Origin of the sequence: Streptococcus mitis, from assembly GCF_002096755.1 — a bacterium.
In the GTDB taxonomy this organism is placed as follows: domain Bacteria; phylum Bacillota; class Bacilli; order Lactobacillales; family Streptococcaceae; genus Streptococcus; species Streptococcus mitis_AC.
Genome location: NZ_NCVF01000018.1, coordinates 106,782 through 123,395 on the forward strand (window position 1 = coordinate 106,782; position 16,614 = coordinate 123,395).

Below are 16,614 nucleotides of genomic sequence, written 5' to 3' on the forward strand. Positions count from 1 at the left end.
CAAAGGAGATTGTTATGAAAAAAATCATTCATGCTTGGAATAAGGCAAGCCTAATCAAACGGATTTTGATTGGTATGCTTATTGGAGGAACCCTAGGGCTGACACTTCCTAACATTTCAGGAATTGGTTTACTTGGAGATCTCTTTGTTGGTGGCCTCAAAGCCATCGCACCTATTCTAGTCTTTGCCCTCGTTGCCAATGCCCTTTCCCAACATCAAAAGGGTCAAGATAGCAACATGAAAACGGTTATCCTCCTTTACTTGGTGGGAACCTTTGCAGCGGCACTTGTTGCTGTCCTAGCAAGCTTCATCGTCCCTGTTGAGATTACCTTAAATAGTGCCAATACAGAAATCGCACCACCAGATGGAATTGGCCAGGTCCTCAGCAATCTCTTGCTCAAACTGGTTGACAATCCAGTCAATGCCCTCGTTACTGCTAACTACATCGGTATCTTATCTTGGGCAGTTGTTTTCGGGATTGCTATGAGAGAGGCCAGCAAAAATAGTAAAGAATTGCTGAAAACTATGGCTGATGTGACTTCTAAGATTGTCGAATGGATCATCAATCTAGCTCCATTTGGTATCCTTGGTCTTGTCTTCAAAACCATCTCTGATAAGGGAATCGGAAGCCTAGCTAACTACGGAATCTTGCTTGCCCTCTTGGTGACAACTATGTTCTTTGTCGCTCTGGTTGTCAATCCATTGATTGCCTTCCTCTTTATGAAGAGAAACCCTTATCCCCTCGTTTGGAAATGTTTGCGTGTCAGCGGTGTTACAGCCTTCTTCACTCGTAGTTCTGCGGCTAACATCCCTGTCAACATGAAACTTTGCCACGACCTCGGTCTGGATCCAGATACCTATTCTGTTTCTATCCCACTTGGTTCTACTATCAACATGGCAGGGGCAGCGATTACTATTAACGTTTTAACCCTTGCTGCAGTAAATACTTTGGGAATCCCTGTTGACTTTGCCACAGCCTTTGTCCTCAGTGTAGTAGCAGCAATCTCAGCCTGTGGTGCTTCTGGTATTGCCGGAGGATCCCTCCTTCTTATCCCAGTTGCTTGTAGCCTTTTTGGTATTTCTAACGATATTGCCATGCAAGTTGTTGGGGTTGGATTTGTGATTGGGGTCATCCAAGACTCATGTGAAACAGCCCTTAACTCTTCAACAGATGTCCTCTTTACTGCTGTTGCCGAATACGCAGCAGCCCGTAAAAAATAACTCATAAAGACAAGCCTGCTCAGGTCTTGTCTTTTCCGCTTTTATTATAACTTACTAGGAAATCCTTATGTCTATTAGCCAACGTACGACTAAGCTCATCTTAGCTACCTGTCTTGCCTGCCTTCTTGCTTACTTTCTCAATCTCTCCTCAGCTGTCTCGGCTGGAATCATCGCCCTCTTGAGCCTATCCGATACCCGTAGAAGTACCTTAAAACTGGCCCGAAATCGCCTCTTTTCCATGCTTCTAGCTTTGGTTATCGGAGTTCTGGCTTTTCACTTGAGCGGATTTCATATCTGGAGCCTCGGCCTCTATCTAGCCCTCTATGTGCCTCTAGCCTACAAGATGGGCTGGGAAATTGGCATCACACCAAGTAGCGTTTTGGTTAGCCATCTCTTGGTGCAAAAGTCAACCTCTCCAGACCTCCTAGTCAATGAATTCCTTCTCTTTGCTATCGGTACAGGATTTGCCTTACTGGTTAATCTCTACATGCCTTCACGAGAAGAGGAAATTCATCACTACCACACATTGGTAGAAGAAAAGTTAAAAGATATTCTCCAGCGCTTCAAATATTATTTATCCAGAGGGGATGGACGCAACCGAGCACAGTTAGTTGAAGAATTGGACACCCTTTTGGAAGAAGCCCTCAGACTGGTCTATTTGGATCACTCTGACCACCTCTTTCACCAGACTGATTACCATATCCACTACTTTGAGATGAGACAGCGACAAAGTCGTATCCTGCGAAACATGGCCCAGCACATCAACACCTGTCACCTAGCTGCCAGTGAGAGCCTGATTTTGGCCCAACTCTTTTCAAAAATTGCAGCTCAACTGAGCCAGACCAATCCTGCTTCTGATTTGCTAGATGAAATTGAACGCTATCTGGAAGTCTTCCGGAACCGTAGTCTACCCAAGACAAGAGAAGAATTTGAAACCCGCGCCACCCTTCTTCAACTCCTACGCGAGGCCAAAACCTTCATCCAAGTAAAAGTTGATTTTTACCAAAAATATGGACAGTAAAAAAGAAAACTTCAGACCAATCACCAAAAGTGAATATCTGAAGTTTTCTTTTATTTGTAAGTTAGCACCATAAAGGTTAGTAATAAGACAAATAAGGCCAAACTCACCAATAAGGTGAGCACCTTTACCAAGGTGTTGCTCTGCCAGTAACTTGGTTTACCAATATTACTAGTGGCATCCATGGAAAATAGTTGATTTTGACGGGGTTGTATAGTTACCAATACAATCAAAGCAAGAGATAGGATAATAGCTAAAACAATTAGTATTTCAATCATAGATCTACCTCAAAATTCCCAGCAAAGTAAAGAGCAAACCAATCAGAATCATCAAACCCAGTAAGAGTGAAAAAGTCTTACTAATCTTTTCCCCTCGGGTTTCTTTTTCCTTCTTGATGGGTTTTTGTTTCAACTCTTCCATGCGGCCTTCAACGTCTTTGTAAAATAAATCTTCCTCTGACATGTTAGCCTCCTAAAACAGTTTGCAAGGTTTCCTGATATCGCACCAAGTCAACATAGTTGGCATGTTGGCCTTGTTTGCCAAGTGCCTGACGCATTTGATCAACATCTGAAAGAGCCAGTTTAATGGTCTCAACCAAAGCAGAAACTTCACTACTTTCAAATAGATGATCAGGAGCGATATAGAGTCTATTGTGTACCGTTTGGTTGAATCCCAGAATCAAGAGATTGTGCTCAAAGGCCTGACGCACTGCCTGCAACAACTCATTGCTGTGATTGATATCCAAATAAATATCCGATAGTTGATACAACTCCTGAATCTTCTGTGGACTAGCGTTCTGATAAAGTACCACATTAGGATAGCGAAGCATATCTAAGAGCTTAGAAGACATCTCTGTCACCGCTGCGATACGGAAAGTGACATCAGGCAAGGCTTCTACGATTGCTTCTACTTGCTCAATCTGATCGGAATTAGTCAAGATTAAGGCATCTCGTCTTAGGAAATTATCGCGTTTAAACTGGTAATGGTAACCCAAGTGCACAAACTGATCATGGTATTTCTCGTCAGTCAACTCTAAAGCGCGCTCATAAGTCGCCTTGTTTGGAATGATGATTTTCTTAGTACGCACATCATCATTTTCCAAAATCAACTGCATATTGCCCGGAATGGCATCATAGAGAGGTTCCTGCCAAACCAAAACATCTGAGCCAGACTTATCTGGATGATAGAAGGAAACCAAAAAAGGAGTCGCTAAAGTATTAAAGACAATCTGATGCTTATCTAGCTCCAAATCTTGCAAAAAGAAGGTGATAAATTCTACTCGATTGGTAAAGTAACGCATGGAATGACCAGGTAAGGTCAATAAGATATCACCCGTTACGTGGTTTTCAAGTAAAACCTCCTGGCCATTGACATCTTGGTAAACCGTCATGATTGGCTCACTATCTGCGCTATAGGTCGTTGTAGCAAAGCAAGCTCCGAAGCGATTGTAATGGTCAACCTGACGGACTCTACCTTCCAGGTCTTTCCAATCTACCTGTTTTACCAAGCGGGCCTGCATTCCATCAGCATAATGAATAACGGCTCTCTCCTGCGTCATATCTTCAATACGAGCAGACTGATTATTTCCTGAAATTTCCCAAAAAGCTGGAACAGATACTTGGTTAAAATAGAGAGGTTTTCCCTCCTCATAACCTAGATAATAAGTAAAAGGAGATACCAGACCATCAGGCAGAAAACCATCTGCATCGATGACCACTCCAAGTTGAGAAAGACCAGTAGCGACTAGACTTTCATGTAAATCTCGACTTTCCTGACTATAACGATCATAAAGTTCAATCATGGAGCACCTCCTCTACTGTTTTCTTCCACTTTTCTAAAATTTCTTCGGTTAAGAAACCTTCTGCAATTTGATAAGAATGGGCACGCATAGCTTCCAAACGATTTTCATGATACAATTGACAAATCTTAGCCGCATAAGCTTGCTTGATTTGATCTTCTACATGGTCAGATGAACTTGGAATCAGATAACCATTTTGCCCATCTTCTATAAAGGTCTGATTACCATAAGGCACATCAAAACCGATTAGTGGTAGACCTGAAGCAATAGCTTCCATCAAGGTCAAACCAAATCCTTCACTGGTAGAAGCCGTCAAATAGACCTCATACTGGCTATAAATCTGCGAAAGTTCCGCATGTCCCTTGAGCTTGATGTAATCCTCAGCCTGATGAGATGCAATAATTTCTCTGAGCAGAGAATCCTCCCCACCGCTACCATAGATATCAAAGGTTAATTCAGGAATTTCCTTACGAGCTTCAATGACCGCCTTAACCAACCAGTCAATGTGTTTTTCTTTGGCAAGACGTGAAGCGGTAATCAAAGAAAATGGCTTACGTCCTTGATTTGACTCAGTCAAGGAATCAATACTTCCTACAGGAATGGTAACAACCTTTGGTTGGTGCTGGGTATATTTGGCAAATTGCTCTTGCAACACTTCCTTTTGTCTGTCAGTTGATACGATAAAGAAGTCAACCTTATCCGCATTGGTAAACTGATAGTCATAGTAATTATTCCAAAGGATATAGTCCTCATTTGTAGCATTTTCACTATAATGCTCCGCATGAACAACTACCGCTAGATGCGCGGCCTGTGCTTCCTCAAACACAACCTGACCAATGCCTGTCTCCCTATCCAGAATGACCAAATCAGACTTGTTCAAATTCAAGGATTTCATAAAAGCACGCATGAAAGCTGGCTTTCCATAGAAAATCTTATCCTTAAAACGATAAACTTCTTCCTTCCCTTGATTCATCAAGATATCATAGGCCGGAGTCCCGTCTTCATTATAAAAAGTTCGTTGATATAGGACTGCAACATTGTCCTTGGGAGCAAAGTACTCGCTACAATAACGAGTGTAAGAAAAGTAATCTTTACGAATCAGTTTTCCTTTAAAGACATACTCCGCGTATTGGACCAAGTCCTTGTTCTCATCAACCAAATAACAGGTGACAAACTTATCTTGGTCAGAAAAGAAGATACGTAAAACCTTGCCATTTTTTTCTCTGTGACTTTCTTCACCACCAAAGTAAGCTAAGACATCATCCACTGTCACGCTAGTCGGCGCAATCTTGATATCTGTAAAATGATTATAAAGCCAGATCACTTGCTCATCATCAAAACCAATATTGGCTGTCAAATGCTGAATATTATCAGCTAAGATCATATCTGTAAAGATAAACTTAGAGGACAGATTTAATTTCCGAAAAACACCAGCACGATAGGCTTGGGCGTATTCTACACCGCTACTAGCCCAACCAATTCCTAAATTTATATTGTAAATTGTCATATTTTCTCCTCTTATGGAAAATGAGTCACGATTTCACCTTTGGGAGTGACCTCAACCAGCCCCATCAGGAGATTCCGTACCATATCAGCACGAATTTGCTCTTTCATCGTTTCAAAACCTGCATAGGCTTCTTGATAATACTCTACGATTGGATTTTTCTGACTAGCAGACTGGCCACCGATAGCCATGGATAATTGTTGTAGATAGTCTACTTGCTCCACCCAGTTATCATCGATAGCCTTAAGTAGAGAGAGCCGTAAATACTGTTCATACAAGTCATGTTGTTCCAGTAATTCCTTCTTTTCAGAGAGTTCTCTATTCACAACTTGTCGAATAAAGGAGCGGACTTGTTTCTGATTAGATAGGTCTAGATTATCTGGAATTTCCTTTACATGGAAACTGATATTGGTAACAATAAAGTGAAATAGTAATTCACGACTGGCATAGTGTTCAGACGATACCGCTTCTGTATATCTCTCAATAATATCCACAACTACATCTTCTAAGTCACGAGAACCATCTATTAGACGATTGCGTTCCTTGTAAACTATATCACGTTGGATATTCATGCTCTCAGCATACTCTAAGGTCTGACGACGTGCCGAACGTCCAGCACTATCACTTGCTTGTTGAGCTTTTTCAACTAATTTCCGATACTTACGACCTTTGAGAATTTCTGGTTGCATCATATCTTGAACTTGGTAATCTTTATACTTCTTGTGAACCCAAGATGGACCAAATTTCTTAATAACATCATCTTCCAGTGATACAAAAAACTTACTCATACCAGGATCTCCCTGACGGCCAGAACGTCCACGGATTTGAAGGTCAATCCGCTGACTCTCCATCCGCTCTGTTCCAATGACAATCAAGCCACCAAGCTCTGCAACTCCCTTACCGAGTTTAATATCCGTACCACGTCCTGCCATAGAGGTAGCCACTGTTACGGCCCCCATCTGACCTGATTCCGCGATAATTTGGGCCTCACGTGCAGCATTATTAGCATTGAGAACATTGTGGGCAATTCCCTCTCTGAGCAAGAGCGACGAATAAAGTTGAGACATCTCCACTGAACCAACAAAAACGAGTAAGGGATTCCCCTTAGCATGATACTCTTTGATGTATTCCAAAGATGCATACACTTTCTCTGGTAAAGTCACATAGAGATTATCGGGATAATCAATCCGTTGTCTAGGACGATTGGTTGGAATCCGAATAACAGCCATATTATAAGTCTCAAGAAATTCTTTTTCTGCTACCTTTCCTGTCCCCGTCATTCCAGATACTTTTTTAAACATCTTAAAGAGACTTTGATAGGTAATGGAAGCCATAGCTCTCGTTTCAGGAGATAACTTCACGTGTTCCTTTGCTTCAATGGCCTGATGAAGTCCTCCCTGCAGTTTGGTCATTTCCATTAGACGGCCTGTTCCCTTATCCACCAGTACCATTTCATTCCCACGAATGATATAGTCCTTATCTTTGGTAAAGAGTTTATGGGCTCGAATCGCATAAACTAAATGACGAGCAAAGGAAGCATGTTCTTCCTTATATAAATTATCAATCCCTAGGAAACTTTCAGCAGACTTAGCACCCTTAGTAGTAAACCAGACCTCTTCCTTCTCCTCTTTGAAAATATAATCCTCTCCTTCGACCAGCGTTGTCACCAGTGTATCAATGATTGCATAGTAATTTGACTGAACACGAGGAGAACCCGCAATAATCAAAGGAGTTTGTGCACTATCCAGCAAGATATCATCAATTTCATCAATAATGACATAGTTAAAAGGTCGCAAAAACTTACCTTCTTCATTCGAAGCTAGATTATCATTTAGGTAATCAAAACCTAAATTACTATTGGTTGTATAGATGATATCCGAAGCATAGATACGTTTCTTTTCTTCAGCTTTCATTTCCTTCTTTGGATCTTCCACAAATGGTACCCCAATGGTCAAGCCTAGGAAACGATAAACTTGGCCCATTTCCTCTGCATCCCGCTTTGCTAAATACTCATTTGGCGTAACGACCATCACTCCTTCTCCCGAAAGAGCATTCAAATAGACAGGCATGGTGGCTGTTAGGGTTTTCCCTTCCCCTGTGTTCATTTCAGCAACATTTCCATAGTGCATGACAATAGCTCCCATGACCTGAACATCATAGGGGAACATCCCTAAAATCCGTTTGTCCGCTTCACGCACCACAGCAAAAGCTTCTACTAAAAGGTCATCTAGCCTTTCTCCCTTGGAAAGACGCTGACGAAACTCCACTGTTTTAGCGACTAATTCTTGATCTGAAAGAGAGGACATCTTGCCTTTTAAGCTATTGATCCTCTTTAAAATCTTTTTTACTTTCCTAAGCTGGAAATCTTGACCTAAACGTCTAAACACTTCTGATCTCCTTGATAGAAAAATGATAAAAAGTTAAGGATTCAAAACCAGCACTTAAAAGAGAAACTTGATAAGTATAACTATCTTCTGGATAAGTAAATATAAAATCTTTCACTTTTTCTACCTTTTCTTCTAAAATATCACCATAGCGGTCAAAAAAAGTTATCTTGGTATAAACCCCATTTTCAGGCTGACAATCAAAAACCAGTGATAGTTGATACTCCTGATTTCTTTTTAGTAAGGGAAGCTGGGGCTGAGTCCGTGCAGCCTGGTAATTGACACTAGAAAGCCAAGTCTTGAGAATCTCCCCAGATGGCAATAGAGGATTATAGAGCCGAATACTTTTGTCAGGGTAATAAAATACAGTTGATCCGTACATATAAGTCCCACCAACTTCTCCCCAATGAATAGACTGTCTCTGTGTGATAATCATTCTTTCTCCCTTCCAAAACCACTTGCTAGTACCATTCGATAAAAGTGAAGAAACCAAGCAATATTGGTATCTGTATCATCATTGTGTCGTCCAGCAGTTCCTTTAGATAAAATCTTGGCACCTGTATTACATAAATAAGTAACTAGATTCTCATAAGCCTGAGGATCCATATCTTCATCCTTCATGTAGGACAAACCAAAGGTTGTCTTTGAAAAATTTGCTTGTTTAAATACTTTCCAAAAACGCTGGTCTAACTCCAACATGTGATTTAGGCTTACTCCTCCAGTTTGATGTTTTAAAACATCAAAACTCGTAGGAAAAACTCTAGGACTTGCTAAACGTCCGCGGCTAGCTATGGTTCCTAAGTTTGCCAAGGGCTTACCAACTATAATAGCATGAGGTTCAAAAGAAGCACCATAATAGAGAGCCGGAAACGTTCCCATAGAAAGGCCTGATAAAATCAAATCCTTGCGATCAAAGCCTAAATAATCAAGATAATGAGCAATCGTCTCTTTGACCTTTCCCTCTAGCTCATCAGTTCCTAGATAAAAAGCTCCCCCCTCTAAACGTGGATCAGAAAATAAAATGAAGGGACATCCTAGAGTTTTCATCATAAAGTAACCCTCGAATCCTTCTGCAGGTCGATAACCTGCAAAATAGATAGCTAAAGGCGGTTTAAAATCACCTGGATGGAAGAAATAGTTTATTTCATCACGCTTGGAATCATGTAGGATATTTCCACCAAGAACAAACTTACCAAATTGTTTTCGACTCCAACGTTGGTGAAGATTACCTAGTTTGATAGTTCCATGACCTCTTGCTTCAACGGATATCGAGAGAAAGTAATCTCCATCTCGATTATCCATAAAAAGTGCTTGCTCCAAGTCTTTTTCAGACACTATTGTCTCTTCAAAGAAATCATCAACAGAGCCACTCCATATTTTACGAATTACTAAACGAAAGTCACAATTCCCCTGCTTTTCATATTCAAGCCATAACTCAATAGGGAGTGTTTTTTGAACCACTATATTATAAGCCCAATAGGCAAGTTGGGTAAAATCTTGTCCAAATTCACCTTCCAAACTAACATAATCCAATCCTTGATAAGAAATAGCTCCTGTAAAGTTTGAATTCACTTGTATCGTCGAAGGAAAGAGTTTATCACCATAACCACCGCCAAAAAGAGATTTACTCAAATCATTGATTAATTGTTGGGGACTTGAAAAATCAATTGCTTGTGCACATCGTTTTTTTAGAAAATCCACAATCTCTCTATCATTTATTTGTAGATTCTGGTCATAAAATAAAGTATAAGGTTCAAAATATTTTACAAAGGAAAATAAGTCTTTAGCATACTGACCATCTTCTATTAAAACTGCATGAAAACGGCTAATATCCTCTTTTTCTATTATTTCACGAAGGGCTTCTGATGAGTTTGGGTAAAAATGATACCAACTCATATTTTCAGCTATGTCATATTGATTTTCCCAATTGGCAAGTCCTATCTGTAAAATATTAAGTTCCTTTGACATTTTTAACCTCCTCTATCCATTTCTCTAATTTTCCAAGAAATTGTTGTCCAGTGTGCTCCTTAATCTTATCAATTGAATAAATCAAGGACTCATTCCACTCTTTCAACCTATCTGTGTAATAATGTGCAGCCTTAGAAAATTCTGTCACATCTGCTAACAAATAACCATTTTTTAAATGTTCAACATAGACGGTTTCAACTAGGTTGATTTGAGGAATTCCTGCACTAATCCCAGCTATCTGTGTGTAGAGATGAGGATGTCTATTTAAATCCACAATCAAACGGACAAATTCTAGTGTTTTTATCAAATCTAACTCATCATTCAAGTTGACAAACTGCAATCGTAAGTCCTGGTGTTGGTTTTCTTCCAGAGGATTTTCTGCATCACCATAATCAATCGCCTTCCCCAGATTTTCGGATTGAATGTTTTCTTGGATTAAAGACTCAACAATCCCTTCCACCTCATTCATTTGCTCCTGACTAGCAGCAAATGCTCCAAAAATCACCTCAGTATCTTTATTTTCAGCGACAAAGGACAAGACTTGAAGCAGTGCTTGGTTATCAATCCCCTGTTCAAAATCCAGTTGATAATAAATGATGGATTCTTTCTTAGTTTGGCTTCTCCCCAATCGTAATCGGGTGTCAAAAGATGATAAATGATAAAATTGATGCATTCGTTCAGGATACAACTCCTGCAACAATCGTAAACTATCCTCTCTATCCACCAAAATCAAATCCGATTTTTCAAAAGTTAAATCTAAATCCCTAAAGGTATCTTGAGGATTACGTCCAATGAAAAGACTCAACAGTTTCGGATTTTCTCTAGGTAAACGGTCTAATACTAGCTGGTCATGATGAGAATGAGAAGGAACCATAAAAATATCCTGATCCTTCACATATTTTTGCAGATAATTCTCAAAAAATTCTGCCACCAAGTCTCCCATATTTTGATAGATAAGCGCTTTAAAGCGGTAACCAAAAATGGGATTGACTTCTACCCGTCCGCCTTCTTTTAAATGCTCTCTAAATTGCCACACTCCCTTGGGATTCAGATATTCTTGATAGGCTGCTTGCCCATCTTCAAAAAAGATAACACTCGATACAAATCCACGATCATCCATGATATAGTGCATATGTATTTGATCATTCGGTTCAAAATACTGTATATCACTGATGAAGCCTTCAACCCCATGTTCAACCTTAGCAAATTTCTTCCCATTTTTTTGAACGATAATCGTAAAGGGACTATAAATAAATTCACAGTCATTATCCCACTCAATATCTCTAATGGTTAAAACTTGGGTATGGAGATTATGAAAATCTTGCATAACATCAAAAACGGAATAAGTATCCGTTTCTAACACCCCATGTCTATGTAAAAAATAACGTAGATGAGGCTGGTAAGCTAATACTAATAGACGAGAATCTATATCTTGCCTTTGAAGGAGGCGAATCTGATGAAAGGTATCATCAAATTCAAAACGAAAATGAGAAAAATACCATGGAGTGATAGTTGCATGCCATGTTCTTTCTGAACCATACCAAGCTGGAATAAAATAATACATAAAATTCTCCTAAATTAAGGGTTTATAGGTTTCATTTAACCTTAAAGCCTTGACCTCGTCTCCAATCGTAAAAATCATGCCCCCAAACATCATAAACAAGCCTGGAATCATTGCCAATCTTAATAACCTTTCATCAAACAAAACAAAAAGCATGGGACCACCTGCCATGATCACATTAAAGAGACCACCTATGACTGAGAAACGAAGGACCAATCGATTAATAAATCGACTAGTGTCCTCACCTGGATAAATTCCATAGATGTATTCGCCAGATTTTTTCATGCGGTCTGCAATCTCTTCTCCATTCATAGTAACAAATGCAAAAATGATACTAAATAAAAATAAGACCGAAATATAAACATAGACCCACAAAGGCTTCCCAACAATAAATTCCTTTGATAAAGCCACTAGCCCTGAATGATTAGGGAAGATAAAACCCAGCAAGATGAACAGATAAGTTGGTACACTCAGGAAACTCATCACATACATATAAGGCATCCCACCTGCAGGATTCAACATAATTTCGAGATAAGAATAGCGTTTAAAACGATTATGTAAACCAATTTTATTAACAGGAACCAAATAGCGAGCTCGATACATAATGGCAAGCAAGTAAGAAAATATAATGGTCATAAAAACAAGCAAGACAACAATCCCTGTAGGGATATGAACCAGTTTAAAAGTTTCAATAACATCCTGAGGGATATTTAAAACAATGCTGGATAGGAGGATTACAATAGAACCCCCAATACCCATACTAGCATTTAAATCTGACAACCAAACCAGAAAAATTGTTCCTGCTATCAGCAACAAGGTATTCATTAGAACAACCAAAATTGCCGAGTAGGGGGATTGTACTGGTAAGCTCAAGCTAACCGCCAAGGATTGAATAACAGCTATCAGCAAGGTCAGATACATTTTTCGGCGATCTTGAATTTCAATCGCTGTAGAACTTAGCCCCAATTTTTTAGAATAAGAAAACATCTGCCACAAAATTATTGCAGACATCCAAGGTGATAATCCTATAGAAAAAATAGATAAACTTCTTAGGTTTCCACCTGTAAGGGCTGCTGAAAAAGCTAGGTAGGCTGTTGAACCACCTAAGAAATCTTTGGAATTCAAATCAACAAAAGGGAGAGTAATACGACTTCCCAATACATAGATAAACAGTAGAAATAAGGTAAATAGTCCTTTTTTTACTGCTATAGACGAATAAATCTTAGTCACAAAATACTCCTTTATTTGCTTTGGGGTCAAATCTCACTTTTATTATATATTATTCTTACACTAAATGATAAAGATCAGACTTCTAATTTCCTTAAGACTCTGGACATTTCTTCAGGTCTATCTACAGAAAAAATACCATCATACATACTATCATCAGATGACTTTCTAGTATTTTCAAAAGTAAAGATTTTTCTTCCTCTCTCTCTAGCTTTAGACAAAACATCGAAGACCTCAGCCCCATGGTTAATATCTAGATAGAGAGTTGCATCATCTAATAGCCATTCTATCCTTTTATGAATAATATTTTGATAAATAGTTACATTTTTATACATAGAAAGATTAGTTAAAGCAGATGCACAATACACTGGAGCAGCAATATGAAAATGCCAATCAGGTAACTCACGAATTAAGAACTCTAAATGCTCTACTTCTAATACCCATGTTGCAACAAAAGCATTCTTCTCAGATTGCTTTGATCGTACAAAATAATCAAGGTTAGAATATTTAAAAGCAATCTCAGTCCAATCTAGGTCTCTATACACCCACCATAATTCACGTAATCTAGATATACTGTATGTATTCCATGGCTTATCATGACTAGCATAGTGAACAATTGTAGGTGGATTGTCATCCAAACGTTCACACTCCTGATCTAAACGATAAATATCAACACCAACCATATAGTTATAATTTTCTTCTAATGGTAGCCATTGATTTTCAAAGTAAATATTCAATATACTCTGATCCCCAAGATGAACAGCTTGATTCTGCCCAGCTGCTAATTCCAATAAACTATTAACTATAGAATGTTCTTTCCACTTTGCAACATCCATTAACAAAACTCCAGAATTAAATCCAGATTTTCGTCCTTCATAGGCATAGACATCATCAACAGCTCCAATAGAATGTCCTTTTAAATCTATCAGAAATAGCGAAGTTAATTCCCCAGTTACGATGATATCAGAATCCAAATACAATACTCTGTCAGATTCAACCACTTCTGTCGCAAAAAATCTAAAGTAAGAAGCATAGTTTAAATGTGGCCCTGTTTTATAGTCTTCAAAAAGTTCTCTATCAATGTGTACATTATGGATTGTTGAATTTACAACTTCCATTTTTCTCCCCAATAATTTGAACCATTCAGGAGCTATATCACTATTAAGAATATAAAAATCAACATCTCTATTGTGATACAAAACAGACTTTATAGTCGTCTCTAAAGGAATAAGATAGGCATTATCTGCCGCTAATACAATAGATTTTCTAGTCATTTCACACCTCTCATTACTAGTTGCTAAATACTGCATCTTATAAATTATTTATTAAATATTTACAATAGATGGCTAATTTATTTATGCAAAGAATTAAGATAAGTAATGATTTCTTCTACCATAGTTTCAGGAGCAAGCGAAGAAAATATAAAACTTTTACCTGTCTGATCTTTGCTTGTGTTATCAAATGAAAAAATCGGTTTACCGAGTCTATGAACCTCTTGAATAATATTCATAATTTCATTGTAATGATTAATATCTAAATAAAAATCTATTCTATTTAGTATATTTTCAAAATTATAACGATTAAACTGAGGATAGATTGATACATTTAAATAACGTTGTAAATCAACTACTTGAGAGGCGAAATTAGTATGCGCTAGAATATGAAAATGAACCTCTGGTAGTGCTTTTATTAAATACTCCAGATGTTCCATCTCACAAGCATTCGTAAAAATTGCAGTGTGATACTTTTCTTTTTCTGTAACCACTTCTAAACCATGCTTGATAATCTCTTTTCGTAGAATAATATCTGACCACTCCAATGTATAATAAAACCACCATCTATCTCCTAAACGATTATTATACACTGATGACCAAGGTTTACTATCTGTGTAATGAATAATGGAAATCAGAGACTCATATTTATTTGCTTTTTCATACCATTCGTTTTTTTGAAATCTCTCAGCAATGGTATCCATACCTACCATAAAATTATATTTGGAATCCAGTTCTTTCCATTGTCCTACAAAAAAACGATTTAAGATTCCTTGATCTCCAAACTCAACTTCATGATATTGATCAGCCACACTAAAAAGTTGCCTTGAGATTGAGTGAGCTCTCCAATAAGAATTATTAATAAGCAATACCCCCGAATTAAAATTTGTTTCTTGCAATTCATCTCTGACTGCAGCTACAGGACTATTCCCTAAATCAATTTCAAAAAGATTCGTTAAATCATCATTGATTATAATATCAGAATCCAAATATAATACTTTATCCTCAGTTATCATATCTGGAATAAAAAAACGAAAATAAGCAGCGTATGATAAATGAGGTGTTGGGAGATTGTATTTTCGCAAATTGTTATCTGAAATTTTTACATTAACTACTACCGAATCAAGTGGGGCTAAACGCCTATTCATAACACGAAACCATTCTGATGGCAAATCATCATTAAATACATAGATTTTAAAATGATCGTTAAAAGCTGCTATTGATTTAATAGTTGTCTCTACCTTATTCATATAGCCATTATCGGCCCCCATCGCTATTATTTTATTCATCTCTTTTATCCCTATTTTATTGTTCCAAGATACAATTTTATATCTTTGATCATTTGCATAATTTCAGAAACTTCATAAACTTTATTATAACCTGCATCGTCATGATTAGTAACATCAAAGGAATAGATTGGTTTGCCTAATGCACGAACTTTACTAATAATATCAGCTATTTGATTTCCATGGTTAATATCTAAATAAAAATCAAGATTTTTTAACACTTCATCAAATGTAAAAGGAATGAATCCCGGATATACAGATACATTTGAAAATTGTTGTAAGTCAATAACAGACGAAGCAAATGAAGTGTGTGCTAAAATCGAAAAATGTACCTGAGGAAACTCTATTAATAACCTTTCAATCTGCTCCAATTCACATGAATCTGTAAATATCGCAGTATGAAAAAGAGGAGGGTCAATAAGAGTATTAAAATCGCTCAATAATTGACCTTTTATAGGATTTTTTCTCAGAAGAATATCTGACCACTCCACACTATAATAAAACCACCATATAGATCTATAACGATTCTTTGATAAGTGATACCAAGGTTTATCGCCCGTATAATGAATAACTTTTGGTAAAACACCATCTGGTAAAGATGATTGATACCAAGACTCATCATTCACAACTTGAGCCAGCGTATCCATACCAACCATAAAATTATAAAGGCGCCCCACTTTTTTCCACTTTTCCTTAAATAAGATATTTAAAATCCCCTGATCTCCAAATACTGTTTGATGGTATTGTTCTGTTAATTGTAAGAGTTGATTGGCTATATCACTTTCCTTCCACTTTTTAACAGGAATAACCATCATTCCCGAGTTAAATCCACCCGTATAATCTCCATCAAAGTAATCAGCAACTCCGGCTAACCAATAATCTTCCAAATCGATGTTAAACAATTCATCCAAGCAAGATGTTACGATTATATCTGAATCAAGGTAAATCGCTCGATCTTCTTCTACAAATTCTCCTATGAAATAGCGAAAATAGGCTGCGTAGGAAAGATAACTAATTGCTAACCGGTAATTTTTAAGAGTATGGTCAGAAATTTTTACATTTACAATTTCAGAATGATTAGCTTTCAATCTGAAATTCATAATTCGAAACCAGTCAGAGGGCAAATCATCGTTAAATATGTAAAATTTTATATTATGATTGTGAGCACAAACAGACTTGATGGTAGTTTCCACCTTATCCATATAACCATTATCTGCCCCCAGTACGATTGCTTTCTTCATAAACTATTAACCCCTTATTCACTCTATCCATAACATTAACATGGTTTCTAAATTTTAAATGGTTCAATCATTATATAAAGCCCTAAAAATCAAAACAATAACTTAAAAATATTACTACTTCTCAAAAACAACTTCA

14 protein-coding genes are annotated in these 16,614 nt (G+C 37.7%); 2 read left to right on the top strand and 12 right to left on the bottom strand.

The features are described from left to right. Positions 1-14 precede the first annotated feature (14 nt). Together sstT and B7700_RS01900 are read left to right on the top strand one after the other, a co-directional pair. On the top strand, positions 15-1,220 hold the full coding sequence (sstT, locus tag B7700_RS01895) for a serine/threonine transporter SstT (RefSeq protein WP_020902997.1): 1,206 nt from the start codon (positions 15-17) through the stop codon (positions 1,218-1,220). 67 nt (positions 1,221-1,287) lie between these two features. Further along, positions 1,288-2,241, top strand: a complete 954-nt coding sequence (locus tag B7700_RS01900; RefSeq protein ID WP_000028189.1) for an aromatic acid exporter family protein — start codon at positions 1,288-1,290, stop codon at positions 2,239-2,241. A gap of 50 nt (positions 2,242-2,291) precedes the next feature. On the opposite strand, the gene asp5 is transcribed toward B7700_RS01900, so the two are convergent. The 12 genes from asp5 to B7700_RS01960 all read right to left on the bottom strand — a co-directional run bounded on the left by asp5 (position 2,292) and on the right by B7700_RS01960 (position 16,478). Further along, positions 2,292-2,516 (bottom strand): accessory Sec system protein Asp5, encoded by a 225-nt coding sequence (gene asp5, locus B7700_RS01905; RefSeq protein ID WP_000569971.1) that lies wholly within the window; start codon positions 2,514-2,516, stop codon positions 2,292-2,294. A 4-nt stretch (positions 2,517-2,520) separates the two neighbouring features. Then, positions 2,521-2,700, bottom strand: coding sequence for an accessory Sec system protein Asp4 (asp4, locus tag B7700_RS01910; RefSeq protein WP_001287962.1), 180 nt, complete (start codon positions 2,698-2,700; stop codon positions 2,521-2,523). Between the two features lies 1 nt (position 2,701). Beyond that, positions 2,702-4,039 (bottom strand): accessory Sec system glycosylation chaperone GtfB, encoded by a 1,338-nt coding sequence (gtfB, locus tag B7700_RS01915; protein ID WP_084886760.1) that lies wholly within the window; start codon positions 4,037-4,039, stop codon positions 2,702-2,704. Then, on the bottom strand, positions 4,032-5,543 hold the full coding sequence (gene gtfA, locus B7700_RS01920; RefSeq protein WP_084886762.1) for an accessory Sec system glycosyltransferase GtfA: 1,512 nt from the start codon (positions 5,541-5,543) through the stop codon (positions 4,032-4,034). The genes gtfB and gtfA overlap by 8 nt, the downstream gene beginning before the upstream one ends. 11 nt (positions 5,544-5,554) lie before the next feature. Beyond that, positions 5,555-7,927 (bottom strand): accessory Sec system translocase SecA2, encoded by a 2,373-nt coding sequence (gene secA2, locus B7700_RS01925; RefSeq protein ID WP_084886763.1) that lies wholly within the window; start codon positions 7,925-7,927, stop codon positions 5,555-5,557. Next, on the bottom strand, positions 7,920-8,360 hold the full coding sequence (gene asp3 / locus B7700_RS01930) for an accessory Sec system protein Asp3 (RefSeq protein ID WP_084886765.1): 441 nt from the start codon (positions 8,358-8,360) through the stop codon (positions 7,920-7,922). Before asp3 ends, secA2 begins: the two co-directional genes overlap by 8 nt. Next, the gene (gene asp2 / locus B7700_RS01935) at positions 8,357-9,892 is read right to left on the bottom strand and encodes an accessory Sec system protein Asp2 (protein ID WP_192855647.1); all 1,536 of its coding nucleotides are present in this window, start codon (positions 9,890-9,892) and stop codon (positions 8,357-8,359) included. The genes asp3 and asp2 overlap by 4 nt, the downstream gene beginning before the upstream one ends. Next, positions 9,876-11,456: an accessory Sec system protein Asp1 gene (gene asp1, locus B7700_RS01940; protein ID WP_084886767.1), complete on the bottom strand. Its 1,581-nt coding sequence runs from the start codon at positions 11,454-11,456 to the stop codon at positions 9,876-9,878. Before asp1 ends, asp2 begins: the two co-directional genes overlap by 17 nt. 9 nt (positions 11,457-11,465) lie before the next feature. Continuing rightward, positions 11,466-12,683 (bottom strand): accessory Sec system protein translocase subunit SecY2, encoded by a 1,218-nt coding sequence (gene secY2 / locus B7700_RS01945; protein ID WP_084886770.1) that lies wholly within the window; start codon positions 12,681-12,683, stop codon positions 11,466-11,468. Between the two features lie 74 nt (positions 12,684-12,757). Further along, complete coding sequence (locus B7700_RS01950; protein ID WP_084886772.1) at positions 12,758-13,954, bottom strand: glycosyltransferase family 8 protein; 1,197 nt, start codon at positions 13,952-13,954, stop codon at positions 12,758-12,760. A gap of 77 nt (positions 13,955-14,031) precedes the next feature. Continuing rightward, positions 14,032-15,240, bottom strand: a complete 1,209-nt coding sequence (locus B7700_RS01955) for a glycosyltransferase family 8 protein (RefSeq protein ID WP_084886774.1) — start codon at positions 15,238-15,240, stop codon at positions 14,032-14,034. 11 nt (positions 15,241-15,251) lie between these two features. Then, a complete protein-coding gene (locus tag B7700_RS01960; protein WP_084886776.1) occupies positions 15,252-16,478 on the bottom strand; it encodes a glycosyltransferase family 8 protein in 1,227 nt (408 codons plus the stop codon). Positions 16,479-16,614 lie beyond the last annotated feature (136 nt).